This is a genomic window from Parabacteroides sp. AF18-52 (genome assembly GCF_003479145.1).
Classification (GTDB): domain Bacteria; phylum Bacteroidota; class Bacteroidia; order Bacteroidales; family Tannerellaceae; genus Parabacteroides; species Parabacteroides faecis.
Genome location: NZ_QUGR01000010.1, coordinates 166,614 through 181,322, shown reverse-complemented (window position 1 = coordinate 181,322; position 14,709 = coordinate 166,614). Strand labels below are relative to the sequence as shown.

Below are 14,709 nucleotides of genomic sequence, written 5' to 3'. Positions count from 1 at the left end.
GTTACTTGCTTTCTGACCCAATGTTCAGTATCTTTGGAAGGCGGGGAAGTTGTTGCCGACACTGTCGGCTAAATAAACGACAGTGTCGGCAAAGCTTTCGACAGTGTCAACAATATTGTCGACAGCGTCGGCAACAGATTATATAGGCAGATAAATAAGATTCGGACGCACCTTGTCTAAGATACATCCGAGGTAATAACAACTATATCAGTACTAAAATTAAGCGATTATGGGAAGAATTAAATTCGGAGTATACAAGGCCCCTAACACCAGCTGCAAGGAGCAACAGTCTTGCGCCCGGCTTATATCCAAAGGGACCATGAGAATGGAAGACGTCTGTGAATACCTCTCTGATTCGAGTACCCTCACTTCGGCTGATGTGAAAGGAGCGATCGAGGCATTGATCACTTATATCGGAAGGAATTTATCCAACGGATATTGTGTGGAACTGGAAGGATTGGGGCACTTCTCCCCTGCCCTCAAAACGTTACAGAAAACGGATGAGAAAGGCCGGACTGTCTTTTTTGCGAGGGCTGACGGGGTAAACTTCCGCTGTTCCAAACGATTGAAAACATTGGTCAACAAGGAGCGGCCGATAAAAGTCAAAAGGGAAAATATGACTTCCAACGAACAGGAAGACCGGAAAAAGAAAATGCTCAGATACCTGCAAAACAATCCGTATATCAATCTGACGGATTATGCGTCGTTGAACGGTTGCAGCCGCTACCGGGCTACGGAGGATATGAAACAGTTTATGAAGGATGGAATAGTGATCAAGATGGGATACCGGACACACAGGGTGTATTCGTTGCCGCCGCAGGCAGACGAAATATCGCCCGCATAGACAAATGTGCCAGTAGCAACCTGCGGCAGAATTCAAATTAAATAACTATATTTGCTACTTTATAAAGCAGTACAACTATGGCTAGATCAATCTTACGCAAATTCCCGATCGGGGTGCAGAGTTTCAAAAAGATCCGCGACAATCAATTCCTGTATGTCGACAAAACAGCCCTTGTTTATGAACTGGCCAACAGCGGAGGTTCTTATTTTCTGAGCCGTCCACGGCGATTCGGCAAAAGCTTGCTGATATCGACCTTCGAAGCCTACTTCAAAGGGCAAAAGGAGCTATTCGAAGGACTTGCCATCGAGCAGCTGGAAAAAGACTGGATCACCTATCCGGTATTGCACATAGATCTGAATGCCGAAAAGTTCGACGCCCCCGAACAGTTGGACGCCCTGCTCAGCAACCAACTGACACAATGGGAAGAAATCTACGGAAAAGGGGAGGATGAAACAACCCTTTCCCTTCGTTTTAAAGGGGTGATACGCCGTGCTGCCGAGCAAACAGGCCACCCCGCCGTTGTCCTGGTTGACGAATACGACAAGCCGCTATTACAATCGCTGCATAAAGAAGCACTCCATTCCGCCTACAAGGATACCTTGAAAGCGTTCTACGGCGTACTGAAAAGTGCCGACCAATATCTGAGATTCTATCTATTGACAGGCGTCACCAAATTCAGCCAGGTCAGCGTCTTCAGCGACCTCAACCAGCTGAACGATATCAGTATGGACAAGCGTTATAACGAGATCTGCGGCCTCACCTGGCAAGAGATAGCCGACAATTTCGAACCCGAACTGAAAGAGTTGGCCGAAGACAACGACCTCACTCCCGAAGAGACGCGCGAAACCATGACACGCCTCTACGACGGTTACCATTTCATGTTTGGGCAGGAAGGCATCTTCAACCCCTTCAGCGTCTTGAATGTGTTGGATAGAAGTCAATTCGACAACTACTGGTTTAAGACCGGAACCCCGACCTTCCTCGTCGAGCTGCTGAAAAAGACAGATTATGATCTGCGCGACATCGACGGCGTACAAATGGCAGTCGATGGTTTTGCCGATTATAGAGCCGACGTACAACGTCCCATCCCGGTGATCTATCAAAGCGGTTACCTGACGATTAAAGACTACGACAAAGAATTCCGCCTTTATACCCTGGGATTCCCAAACGAAGAGGTAAAATACGGATTCCTTAGCTTTATCGTTCCCTTTTACACTGCTATCCCCTCTACCGAAAGTCCCTTCTATATCAGCAGATTCGTCATAGAACTTGAGTCGGGGGACGTCGATGCCTTTATGGAGCGCCTGCGTGCCTTCTTTGCCGATATTCCCTACGAACTGAATGACAAGACCGAACGCCACTATCAGGCCGTCTTCTATCTCGTCTTCAAGCTTATGGGACAGTTCACGGAGGCCGAAGTGCGCAGTGCCCGCGGTCGTGCCGATGCCGTGGTGAAAACCCGCGACTACATCTACGTCTTCGAGTTCAAACTCGACGGCACCGTAGAAGAAGCCCTCCGCCAGATCGACGATAAGGGCTATCTCATCCCTTACCAGTCCGATGGCCGCCAACTAATCAAAGTTGGTGCCAATTTCAGTGCCGAAGAGCGCAATATCGAAAACTGGACATCACAGTAATGTTGTACATAACATAAATCATAATGAAAGACTCAGAAGACATCAATGCATTACTTTCAGAGACTACGTGTTAGCATTGGGTAACTTCCGAAAAAAGATATATCTTTGTACTTGATGTAACTTAAAACAGCACGAAAGATGAATAATACAGATTCGGAGCTTAAAAACAAGATAGAATACATTATCGCCGTAATAAGCGAGTTTGCTACAGCTCATTCGCTCAATACATCACAGGCCTATCGCTATCTGGAAAGGTTCAAAGGCATTGACTTTGTAAATCGTTTCTATAATGTGGAACATACACTTTCGTTTGAAGACGTAGTAGAGGACCTTACAGCCTATTGCCACAGGAAAGGAGGAGCGTTGATATGATACTATACCACGGTTCTAATATTGATATTGCAGAAATAGACCTTGCGATATCTAAAGTAGGAAAAGACTTCGGCTGCGGTTTTTATCTTTCAGCAGACAAAGCACAAGCTATGGAATTGGCCGAAAGAAAGACCGAGCAGTTAGGAATAGGTATTCCCACACTGAATACATATAGATTTGATGACAGTTGTCTTCATAACTCCAATTTATCAGTACTAGAGTTTCAAGAATATAGCAGGGAATGGGCAGAGTTTGTATTGATGAACCGCCGTAATCGTACACGTGTGTCGTCACACTGTTATGATATTGTAATCGGTCCCATAGCCAATGATGCTGTAGGCTATCAGATACGCCGCTTTACTTCCGGACTGATAGATATGAATAAATTCCTCGATGAACTGAAGTACATGAAAGGTGTAACCATACAGTATTTCTTCGGCACAGAAAGAGCTATTAAGTATCTGACAAAAAAGAATACATTATGACGAAAGAGACATTTATGATAGAAGAGATTTCCAAGGAAATCGTATGGCTGCTGATACAAGAACATCAGATGGATATAGATGAGGCACTCCGCACACTCTACACATCAGATACATACGCACGACTAATCAACCTTAACACAGGACTCTACAGTCAAAGCACAGCTTATGTATATGAGTATCTCGAAAGAGAATTGGCTACAGGAAAAGTTGCCTGATTAGTATCCGTCACTATAAATCCAAAGGCAACCGTTAAACTCTATTTCATTTTTTGTACTTTTGTTACTTTAACATTGTACATAACATAAATCATAATGAAAGACTCAATAGCTTATCTACCAAAAGACAAACAGGCAGAATTGAATTTTCTGGTTAAAGAGATATTAAAAAGATTACCTCAAACTGAGTTTATTATTCTTTTTGGTAGCTATGCAAGAGGGAACTATGTGCGTCGTAGCGTAAGAATAGAAGACGGCGGCATCCCTACGGTCAAAATATCCGATTATGATATTTATGTAATAACAAGCGGCATCAACAGCAAAAAGGCGGAGACCGTTCTGGATAATGTAGAAGATATATTCTTTGCCGGAAAAGATTTTGACCGGGATACTCCTGTCCAGTTTATCAACGACGATATCAAAATGTTAAATAAGTACCTTGAAGAGGGACGATATTTCTATACACAAATCAAGCAGGAAGGAATAGTTCTGTATAATAGTAGAAAATACAAATTAGCCCGTAGGAGAAAACTTAATTATACAGAAATCAAAGAACAGGCACAGGCCTATTTTGATGAAAAGTTTCAAACTGCAAATGAATTTTTACATACAGCAAAGCTCATTTATAAAGAAGAATATTATAAGAGAACTTCATTTCAGCTTCATCAAGCCTGTGAGAATTACTACTATGCTATTCGTTTAACGTTTACTTTGCGAAATAACAAGCAACACAACCTCTCTAAACTCTCATCCTCAACGAAAAGGTATGCAGAGGATTTAGCAACAGTTTTTCCACAAGACACTCCTGAAGAGAAACGTCTTTTTACTTTACTTAAGTCTGCTTATGTGGAAGCACGGTATAATCCGTACTTTGTTGTCACTAAAGAAGACATCGATGCACTTGTCCCTAAAGTAGAATTGCTTAGAGATATTACAAAGCAAATTTGTACTGCAAAGATTAAAGAGTACGAAGAACAGGGTAATACACAATAAATACTGTCAGACAAAGATCTGGTACTTTCAGACCACAGATGTTTTGCTAACTTTGTGTAGTTCTAATTAATCAGGATTATGAATATCGAAGAATTCAGAGAATACTGCCTTTCATTGAAAGGAGTGCATGAGAAGATGCCGTTTACGAATGTGGCGGATAAATACAGTCGGGACGTCTTGTGTTTCTATATTGCGGACAAATGGTTTTGCTTTGTGAATATCGAAATCTTTGATTTCTGTTGTATCAAATGCAACCCGGATGAATCGGGAGAACTGCAAAGACAGTATGCAGGCATTACGCCCGGATGGCACATGAACAAGAAGTATTGGATCAGTGTCCATTTCAATCAGGATGTACCGGATCAGAAGATTAAAGAGCTGGTGAAGAAATCGTATGAGATCGTAGTCGGGAGCCTGACAAAGAAAGAACGGGAGATGATAGAAGAAAGGGGTGCATGAAAGAAAAATCACACACCCCTGCCCCTCTCGGAGAGGGGTAAAGTTACACTCGTCGTTACTTAAATTTCTAAATGGTCATAGTGTTATTTGTCAACAGGTTTCTGATAGAGCATTGTTTTGCCGGGTAAGGACAAAGAAGCCGGATAGGCATCGGCTGAGACAGCACGTTTGTAATTCGGCTTGTCGCTCATGACGAAATGCAGGGTTATACCGGATTGCACATCGTCGTATGTCAGATACGATTTGTTGTATTTCTTTCCGTTCACATACAATTCCTTGACGTACACGTTGTCTTTCGACCAGTTTTCGGTCGTCATACGGATCTCTTTACCGTTGCTCATGGCAATGGTCAGTGCCTCGACGCAAGGTGAACCTACATTATATATATTACTGGACGGGGCAACCGGGTAAAAGCCTGCACAGTTAAACATATACCAGGCCGACATCTGACCACAGTCGTCATTACCGCTCAGAGAGCCGGGTTCGTTGCCATAGAAACGGTCCACTATTTCGCGTACCCATTTCTGGCATTTCCACGGCTTACCCAGGTAATTATACAGATAAGCGACATGATGGCAAGGCTCGTTGCCGTGCCAGTAACCGCCGATACGTCCCTGAATGTCGTGGGCTCCCGGGATATCGTCCGGCAGCTCAACAGTAAAGAGTTCATCCAGCCGCTTCTCGAACAGCTTCTTTCCCGCCAGGTTGATATATCCCTGTACGTCATGCGGAACGGTCCAGGTGTACTGCATCGTAAAGCCTTCGGTGATATCGCCCCAGCCATTAACCGATCCCGGCCCCTGATAAGCGATCGGGGCAAACGGAGTACGCCAGTTTCCCTGACTATCACGGCCACGCATGTATTTGGTTTCCGGATCTATCAAAGTCTGATAAGAGAGGGAACGGTTCAGGAAATAGGTATAATCGTCCGTCTTTCCCAAAACCTGGGCAGCGCGGGCAATGCAATAATCGTCGTAGGCATACTCCAACGTTTTGGAAACCGACTCGGCTTCTTTATCGAAGGGGACATAACCGTTACGGTCGTAATCGGGCAGGCAATCGTAATGCTTATTCATTGCGGTTGTCTTCATGGCTTCGTATGCCCGTTCGTAATCAAATCCTTTGACACCTTTCACGATCATATCGGCCAGGACAGAAACAGCATGGTAACCGATCATACACCAGGTTTCGTTGCCGTAGAAAGACCAGATCGGAAGCATGCGCTCCGTACTTTTATCGTAATGGGCGAGCATGGAATTTGCTATATCGGCGTTCACATCCTGATGAACCAGGTTGAACCAGGGATGCAAGGCGCGATAGGTGTCCCACAAAGAGAAAGTCGTATAATTCGTAAAGCCTTTGGCTTGTTCGATATTCTTATCCAGGCCTCTGAAACTACCGTCGGCATCCTGGAAGATAAAAGGATGCAAAGCGGCATGATAAGCAGAAGTATAGAATGTCTCTTTTGTCTTCCGGTCGGCTGTCACGCGATACTTTTCCAGTTCCTGCTCCCATAAGTCGATACCTTTTTCTTTCAGGCCGTCGAAGGTCATGCCGTTCAGTTCCTGCATATTCAGTTTGGCACCGTCGGTGCTGACTGCGGAGACAGAAGTTTTTACAATGACTTCTTCACCGGCTTCCGTTTCAAAGGAAAGACAAGCCATCAGGTTCTTTCCCCAGGCTTCGTTCGTGCTTCTGAAACGGGAGGTATTGTAAATAACCGGCTTCTTGTCCTGCATGATACGGAAGTCTTTCAGCTTTTTGGAGAAGACGGCGGTGAAATAGACATGGCGCTCCGGTCCCCAGCCTTTGACCAGTTTATAGCCGGTCAGGGTCGAATCGTTCTCAACACGAAGGTTAGACCATTCGCAAGATTGCCACAACGTATGGTTCAGGTCGATCATGATGAAAGACTTGTCCGATTTGGGATAGGTGAAACGGAACATTCCGCTGCGCAGCCCGGCTGTCATTTCGGCTTTCACACCGTAATCCTGTAACAGGACGGCATAGTAATTGGGAGAAGTCCATTCCTGGTCATGGGTATAACGCGAGCGGTAACCTTCATCGGGGTTTTCGCGGGTTCCCGGGTCGAGTTTCATCTCACCGGTGCCGGGTATAAACAGGAAGTCGCCCAGATCGGGGATACCCGTTCCGCTCAGGTGCGTCAGGCTGAAACCGAGAATAGAAGTATGGTTGTATTTATAGCCGGCTGCCGCATCGTAATATTTAGAGTCTGTATCTGGACTGATCTGGATACCGCCGAACGGAATCTGTGCACCGGGGTAGACATTCCCGTAACCGTCTGTTCCAACCAGAGGTCTGACGTAATCTGTCAGTTTCTCATTCTGGGCTGTAGTGGTCAGAACAAAACAGGAAATAGCGAGTAAGGTATATATTCGTTGTTTCATATCTTTGCAGAAGTGAACTATCCCATAATCAAAGTAACTTGATTATTACTGGTTTATTTGCCGTCAGTTTTAACTGACGGTTTACAAGCTATTTCTCTTTTGGCTTTAGCCACATTTCTCTTAAATAGAGAGACTGTTTAAGATGGGACTAAAGTCCGAAGAGATAAACTATTTACTGATCCGTCAGCTAAAGCAGACGGCAAATAAACCTGTAATAATCAAGCCATCCTATTCATTGGATAGTTCTATTATTTCTAAATTGGCACATTGGCATATTGCCACATTAGCTTATCATTTTCTATTTATTCCTTGATTTCTTTTGAGAATGAATAAGGCGCATCCTTTTCCTCCGTACCACGGTTTTTGTTCGGAGTATCGGACATGGTGCAATTGATCGTCATACCACGCAACAGGTCTTCATGGGTCAGGTAATTACGGGTGTAATTCTTGCCGTTTACCTTCATGGAAGAGATGTAGCGGTTGGCTTCATTGTTATTGTTTGCATTGATCACGACCTTCTTACCGTTTTCCAGATTCAACGTTACGTTCTTGAACAACGGGGAACCAAGGATATACTGGTCAGTTCCCGGACAAACCGGATAGAAACCGAGGGCAGAGAACACATACCAGGCAGAAGTCTGTCCGTTATCTTCGTCACCGCAATAGCCGTCGGGAGTTGCGAAATAAAGTTTATCCATCACCTCACGTACCCAATACTGGGCTTTCCAGGGTTCGCCGGAGTAGTTATACAGATAGATCATATGCTGTATCGGCTGGTTACCATGTGCATAGTTACCCATATTCATGATCTGCATCTCACGGATCTCGTGGATAACACCACCATAATAACTGTCATCGAACAAAGGCGGCACATTGAATACGGAATCCATCATTGCATTAAAGCCGGACTTTCCTCCCATCAGGTCGATCAATCCCTGCGGATCGTGGAAAACAGACCAGGTATAATGCCAGCTGTTACCTTCGGTGAAAGCATCTCCCCACTTCAACGGGTTGAACGGAGACTGGAATGTTCCGTCTTCATTACGGCCACGCATCAGCTTAGTTTCGGGATCGAACAAATTCTTATAGTTCATTGCATGCTTCGCAAAGATCGCAATTTCAGATTCAGGTTTGCCGAGTGCCTTTCCTAATTTATAGATAGCCCAGTCATCGTAAGCATATTCCAGTGTACGAGCAGCACTTTCGTTAATCTTCACGTCATAAGGTACATACCCCAGCTTGTTATAATAGTCGAAACCCCGACGGCCGGTAGATGATACTTTCGGGTGTACATTATTAGCTCCATGTACAACAGCATCCCAAAGCGTTTCGATATCGTAACCACGCAATCCTTTCAGATACGCATCTGCTACAACTGAAGCAGAGTTGTTACCTACCATACAACCGCGATGACCGGGACTTGCCCACTCCGGAAGGAAGCCGCTTTCTTTATAAGTATTCACCAATCCTTCCTGCATCTTTGTATTCATCGACGGATATACAAGGTTCAGGAATGGGAACAAACAACGGAAGGTATCCCAGAAACCGGTATCGGTAAACATATAACCCGACAGTACTTCGCCGTTATACGGACTGTAGTGCACCACTTTTCCATTGGCATCCACTTCGTAAAAGCTACGCGGGAAAAGAACGGAACGGTACAGGCAGGAATAGAATGTACGCAGTTTGTCGATATTATCGTCATTTACCTGAATACGTCCCAGCACTTCATTCCATGTCTTGCGTCCGGCATCAACGATCTGGTCGAAAGAACGGTCACTCAGCTCTTTCAAATTCAACTCAGCCTGTTCAGTACTGATAAAAGAAGAAGCGACACGTGCATGAACGATCTCTCCGCGACGGGTAGAAAAACCGATAATCGCACCGGTATGATCTTCCTGAGCTTCTGTTTCACCCTTACGGATTTCATTGTCCCCTACTGCTGCCTTATAAGTAAAAGGCTTATCGAACACAACAACGAAATAGTTCTTGAAATTCTCCGGAACACCACCGCTGTTACGGGTCGTATAGCCGATGATCTTATTCTCTTCCGGGATGATCTTGATATAAGAACCGCGGTCGAACGCATCGACGATCACATACGATTTATCTGTTTCGGGGAAGGTGAAGCGAAACATCGCTGCGCGTTCTGTCGGAGTGATCTCCGTCACCACATCATGGTCGGCAAGGTAAACGCGGTAGTAATTCGGTTTGGCAACTTCTGCCTTATGAGAGAACCAGCTGGCACGTTTGTCCTGATCGAAAACCACCTTGCCGGTTATCGGCATAATGGCAAACTGACCGTAATCGTTGATCCAGGGACTAGGCTGATGTGTCTGTTTGAAGCCGCGGATCTTATCGGCATCATACGTATAGGCCCAGCCATCCCCCATCTTTCCGGTTTGAGGCATCCAGAAATTCATACCCCACGGCATAGCAATAGCCGGATAGGTATTTCCTGTTGACAAAGATATTTTCGACTGTGAGCCGACCAGCGGATTGACATAATCCACCAGATCAGCCTTTCCGGCAGCCTTCATCGTGAAAAGGCTGCTGCATAAGGCAATCGCTAGAATAAATAATTTCTTCATGGATAAATTTATAGAATGATGATTAGTTAGCAGATAAAGAATAAGGCTTGTCGTCGCCGGTAAATACACGTTTCTTATTCGGCGAAGATGTCATTTCAAAGGTCAGTTCTCCCCCGTTCATGATATCCTGCTGGGTGATATATCCTTTTGTGTAAGGTTTACCATTCAGCTTGACAGACTTTACATAGCGGTTCTTATCGCTTACCTTATCGGCTTTGACTTCAAATGTCTTTCCGTTCTCAAGCGAAACCTTCATATATGGAAGATAAGGAGCACCCAAAACATATTGGTCTGTTCCCGGACAAACCGGATAGAATCCCATAGCCGACAGGATATACCAGGCCGACATCTGGCCGCAGTCGTCGTTTCCACACAAGCCGTCGATATTATTACGGTACATCTTGTTCATGATCTCACGCTGCCAGTACTGGGTTTTCCAGGGTTGGGTAGTCCAGACATACAGGAACGGGATATGGTGGCTCGGCTCGTTACCATGAACGTAACCACCTAACAGACCTTCTTTCGTAACGTCTTCCGTTTCGGCAAAGAACTCATCCGGCAGATGCATCGTAAACAGTGAATCGAGTTTAGAGATGAAAGACTTGTCTCCCCCCATCAACCCGATCATATGATTGACATCCTGAGGAACATAGAACGAATAGTTCAGACCATTGCCTTCGATAAAACCTTCGCCATGCGTACTCAACAGATTGAAATTCTCTTTCCAGCGTCCGTCCGAATAACGGGGACGGGCGTAACCGATACTGGTGTCGAATACATTGACATAGTTCATGGCCCGTTTCTTGTAGCGATCGGCAACTTCACGATTACCAGCCAGCAGGGCGGTATTGTAAATCGTCCAGTCGTCATAGGAATACTCCAATGTCAGCGAAGCGGCACTACCGCTACGGTCGAGGGATACATATCCTTTTTCCATCAACTCTTTCGTCCCGTCGTAATAAGGGATGGTAGAGCTGCTGACCATTGCTTTCAGCACTTCATCCTTATCCAGCGGCAAGCCTTTTGCCACAGCATCAGCCAATACGGATACAGAATGATAACCGATCATACACCAGTTCTCGTTTGCCATATGGCTCCACACCGGCAATGCCTTATGTACGCTTTGTTCGCAATGTTTCAGCATGGAACGGGCAATATCGGTATTCACCTGCCGCTTGATAATATTAAATAACGGGTGCAAAGCCCGATAGGTATCCCAAACAGAGAAGACCGTGTAGTTGGTAAAGTCATCTGCCTGATGAATATTACCGTCCAGGCCACGATACTGACCGTCGACATCCGTATAGACACACGGATTGATCATTGTATGATATAAAGAGGTATAGAGCATTGCCTGCTGGTCATCGGTACCTTTTGCCTCGATAATGGAAAGTTCCTTGTTCCAGGTATCCGATGCCTTTGCCGCCAATTCGTCAAAGCTATAGCCGGATGCTTCAGCACGCAGGTTTTTCAGCGCGCCATCGGTACTGACACCGGAAAGGGCGACCTTCACTTCCAACTCTTGCGAAGCAGCCGGATCGAAATCGAAATAAGCGACGATCTTCCTGCCGCCGATATCCGGGAAGTTCTCTTTCATATTGAACTTGCCGTAACCACCGCGGTAATTCACTTTCGCCTTTTCATCACAGCCGTAATGAACGACCGGCTTAGAGAAAGACATGGCAAAATAGGTGTAATTGGTCCGCGCCCAACCATTCGTTATACGATAACCGGTAACCAACGTATCATTCTCTACGCGAATATTCGTCCAGAGCACTTTCCCATCGTAATTGTAAATACCATGAATCATATCAAGAATGATACGTTGGTTACCGCTATTCTCAGCAAAAGTATATTTATGGACTCCCACCCGTTTGGTAGTAGTCAGTTGTGCCTTTACTCCATAATCGTCCAGCATCACTTCATAATAACCAGGACGGGATATTTCCGTATCGTGTGAGAAACGCGAACGATAGCCGCCATCCGGATCAGTTGCAGTTCCGGGATTCAGTTTCAGTTCGCCCGTTGTAGGCATGATCAGGATATCACCCAGGTCGGAATGGCCGGTCCCGCTGAAATGCGTATGGCTGAATCCGACGATACTACTATCTTTGTGTTGGTAACCTGCGCAATATTCGTAAGCGCGGGGTTGGTACTTACCGTCGACATTATGCGGGATCGTATCGGTATCCGGGCTTAACTGTACCAGCCCGAACGGTACACAGGCTCCCGGAAAAGTATGCCCCATCCCGTTTGTTCCGATGATCGGATTGACCAGAGATACTTTCTCCCGGGCAAATAATGTTCCTCCTGCCAACGCTACAGACAGAAATAAGGCTAAACATCTTGAAGATTTCATAAGTATGTAGTATTAATTTATTCTTTTGTCAAAAAAGCCTGATATTCATTCCACATGCTTTCAATACCGGACTCCTCGCCAAAGATGCTCTTGATCGCCTTGTCAAAACTCCAGACATCCAGGTCACGGACTGTAAGATGGAATTTACGGATAGCATCCGGATCTTTGGTTTTCAACCACTGAATAAAGAACCCGGTCGTGCGGTAGCCATCCATCCAGTTTCCACCCGGTTTGCGGGTACTCATATCGAAAAAGCCGGATTCTGCCCGGACGGCATCTGCCATTCCTTCGATACATGCCCAAAATTCTTTGTTTGTAGAATATGAACCGATTCCTTTCGGCTCAAACTGGTAAGCATGAACCAGTTCGTGAAATAACACACCGCGCGTTTCAAAATCCAGTTTGTAGAGCGATTCATTCATCGACTTCTCGATATGGCGGGTGCTATATTCAATATAGATAGCAGGCGGGTTTCCGGATTTGGCAGAAACGCCGTCGTAGTCTTTCAACGTATAATGAATGGTCTGGACATCATTCATCGTATCTTTTGCAGTATAAAAAAGGATTTCCGCCACCTTGCGGGCATGATATTTTATGTAAGCATCCGGATCTTGTACCAGGTCTGCATAGATCGCTGCCCCTTTGGTATCCGGAGCAAGCACTTCAAAATCGACTTCGGGATAGTTGAAGTCTTCCCAGTCCGTTACTAAATTCTTTTCGGAGAATGAAACATCACCGATCACCAACGTATCGTTCCCGGCGGTTTCGGCTTCCAGCATATATTGTTTATAGTTAGAAGGGTTGGTTATCGGACAAAGGATTTCCTGATAACGGGAACAGAAACGCTGGTCTTTCCGTTCATCTACCACCACCCAGTTCTTTCCGTCGTAGGAACCTTTCAGCACCCAGTTCACCGGATCGTGTGCAGGTGCCTCGCCTGACGAATAAATTTTATAACTTTGGATAGGAATGCTGTATTGAGAATCAAAAACAACCCGATTCAGTTTCTCTGTTCCTGTATAGTAAGTTGTAGGGTCCCCATCCGACAACTCCTTTACATTCACTGAAACCTTCTCCCTACATGCTGAAAGCAAAAAACTACCAACTACTAAAACAAATATATTTATGTAACACAACTTCTTCATAAGACAAAATAAAATCAATAAAGCATTCACTATCCAAAGAAAAAACAACTCCCAGTTACACTTGCCCGAAAATGCCAATCGGACGAAGTGCTTTTATTCATTGTTCTGATTTATCCTGTATTCATAATAAAGCATGTATCGGGTTTCACAAATCTGAGTGCAATATTACTTTATCGTTCTTTTCCGGGGTTACTCCCGAAAAGCAAAAAAAGTGCCCTGATATACATCTGGTACATCAGGGCACTTTTTAGGTAATCCAGGACACTCACAGAGAATCAACCAATTACCCTTTATTTCGGTACTCTTTGGGTGTCTGATTATACTTGGCGGCAAACTCCCGGTAGAAATAAGATTTACTGGATATACCGACTTTATAGATAATTTCCTGTACATTCAGATTGGTTGTCACCAGCAATTGGGCAGCATAGGTGAACCGGTAATCCTTTATAAACTCAATCGGAGTAAGAGGTGATATTTTCATGAAACGGCGGTAGAGTGAACGGGTATTCATTCCCAGTTTTTCGGCAATCAGCTCCGGACGCAGATTTTCCTTATCGAGATTTTCCCTGATAATAGTTGTTACGGCATCCATGAATTCCTTATCCTCCTGATGGACCAACTGGCCGCCGGACTGTTCATAGGCACTTTCCGGAGAATAATAATAATCTTTCAGTTCTTTCTTGCTTGTCATCAGCCTATTGACCACCGAACGAAGTACTACCGACGAGAACGGTTTCGTCAGATAAGCATCCGCACCCAGATCCAGCCCTTCCGCCTGGTCGCGTTCCGATATTCTGGCAGAAACCACAATCAACGGGATATGGCGGGTAAACTTATCCGATTTTACACGGCTGACCAGCTCCAGGCCATCTATCTCCGGCATCATAATATCCGTAATGATAAGGGCCGGCGTTTGTTGCTCCATGAAACGGAGAGCTTCTTCCACGCTATATGCTTCTTCTATATTATATGTAGGAGACAACGATTCTTTGATCAGCCAGACGATATCTTTATTATCGTCCACCACCAGAATACAGGGTTTGTTATCCGGAGAAACGACCTCCGGCACCTCTGTCCCCTCATCGGTAGAGATAGATACAAGGGGAGAATCCTGTTCCTCTTTCTCCTGTTCTGTCTCTTCCTCGTCTGCTTCGAGATAAGGCAGCCGGACAATAAATTCGGCATATTTACCTTCCTCGCT

The 14,709-nt window shown here is 45.1% G+C and carries 12 protein-coding genes; 7 read left to right on the top strand and 5 right to left on the bottom strand.

The window, feature by feature from the left end; genetic code table 11:
* The first annotated feature begins 229 nt into the window (after positions 1 to 229).
* From DWX23_RS16910 to DWX23_RS16880, 7 genes are all read left to right on the top strand, one after another.
* A complete protein-coding gene (locus tag DWX23_RS16910) occupies positions 230 to 844 on the top strand; it encodes an HU family DNA-binding protein (protein ID WP_122375347.1) in 615 nt (204 codons plus the stop codon).
* A 77-nt stretch (positions 845 to 921) separates the two neighbouring features.
* Positions 922 to 2,481, top strand: coding sequence for an ATP-binding protein (locus DWX23_RS16905; RefSeq protein ID WP_122375346.1), 1,560 nt, complete (start codon positions 922 to 924; stop codon positions 2,479 to 2,481).
* A 138-nt stretch (positions 2,482 to 2,619) separates the two neighbouring features.
* Positions 2,620 to 2,853: a DUF3791 domain-containing protein gene (locus DWX23_RS16900; protein WP_122375345.1), complete on the top strand. Its 234-nt coding sequence runs from the start codon at positions 2,620 to 2,622 to the stop codon at positions 2,851 to 2,853.
* The gene (locus DWX23_RS16895; protein ID WP_122375344.1) at positions 2,850 to 3,338 is read left to right on the top strand and encodes a DUF3990 domain-containing protein; all 489 of its coding nucleotides are present in this window, start codon (positions 2,850 to 2,852) and stop codon (positions 3,336 to 3,338) included. The genes DWX23_RS16900 and DWX23_RS16895 overlap by 4 nt, the downstream gene beginning before the upstream one ends.
* Entirely contained in the window at positions 3,335 to 3,553 is a 219-nt protein-coding gene (locus DWX23_RS16890; RefSeq protein WP_122375343.1) for a hypothetical protein, read from the top strand. Before DWX23_RS16895 ends, DWX23_RS16890 begins: the two co-directional genes overlap by 4 nt.
* 96 nt (positions 3,554 to 3,649) lie before the next feature.
* On the top strand, positions 3,650 to 4,546 hold the full coding sequence (locus DWX23_RS16885; RefSeq protein ID WP_122375342.1) for a HEPN domain-containing protein: 897 nt from the start codon (positions 3,650 to 3,652) through the stop codon (positions 4,544 to 4,546).
* Between the two features lie 78 nt (positions 4,547 to 4,624).
* Complete coding sequence (locus tag DWX23_RS16880; RefSeq protein WP_122375341.1) at positions 4,625 to 5,005, top strand: MmcQ/YjbR family DNA-binding protein; 381 nt, start codon at positions 4,625 to 4,627, stop codon at positions 5,003 to 5,005.
* Between the two features lie 83 nt (positions 5,006 to 5,088).
* Here DWX23_RS16880 and DWX23_RS16875 read toward each other — a convergent pair whose 3' ends face one another.
* The 5 genes from DWX23_RS16875 to DWX23_RS25190 all read right to left on the bottom strand — a co-directional run.
* Entirely contained in the window at positions 5,089 to 7,413 is a 2,325-nt protein-coding gene (locus tag DWX23_RS16875) for a GH92 family glycosyl hydrolase (RefSeq protein WP_122375340.1), read from the bottom strand.
* A gap of 302 nt (positions 7,414 to 7,715) precedes the next feature.
* The gene (locus tag DWX23_RS16870) at positions 7,716 to 10,004 is read right to left on the bottom strand and encodes a GH92 family glycosyl hydrolase (protein ID WP_122375339.1); all 2,289 of its coding nucleotides are present in this window, start codon (positions 10,002 to 10,004) and stop codon (positions 7,716 to 7,718) included.
* 22 nt (positions 10,005 to 10,026) lie between these two features.
* Entirely contained in the window at positions 10,027 to 12,363 is a 2,337-nt protein-coding gene (locus DWX23_RS16865) for a GH92 family glycosyl hydrolase (RefSeq protein WP_122375338.1), read from the bottom strand.
* Positions 12,364 to 12,380: 17 nt separating this feature from the next.
* Positions 12,381 to 13,508 carry a basic secretory protein-like protein gene (locus DWX23_RS16860; protein ID WP_122352143.1) on the bottom strand — a complete coding sequence of 376 codons (1,128 nt, stop codon included), beginning with the start codon at positions 13,506 to 13,508 and terminating at the stop codon, positions 12,381 to 12,383.
* A gap of 283 nt (positions 13,509 to 13,791) precedes the next feature.
* The coding region (locus DWX23_RS25190) for a response regulator (RefSeq protein ID WP_233587641.1) at positions 13,792 to 14,709 on the bottom strand (918 nt) is incomplete at its 5' end.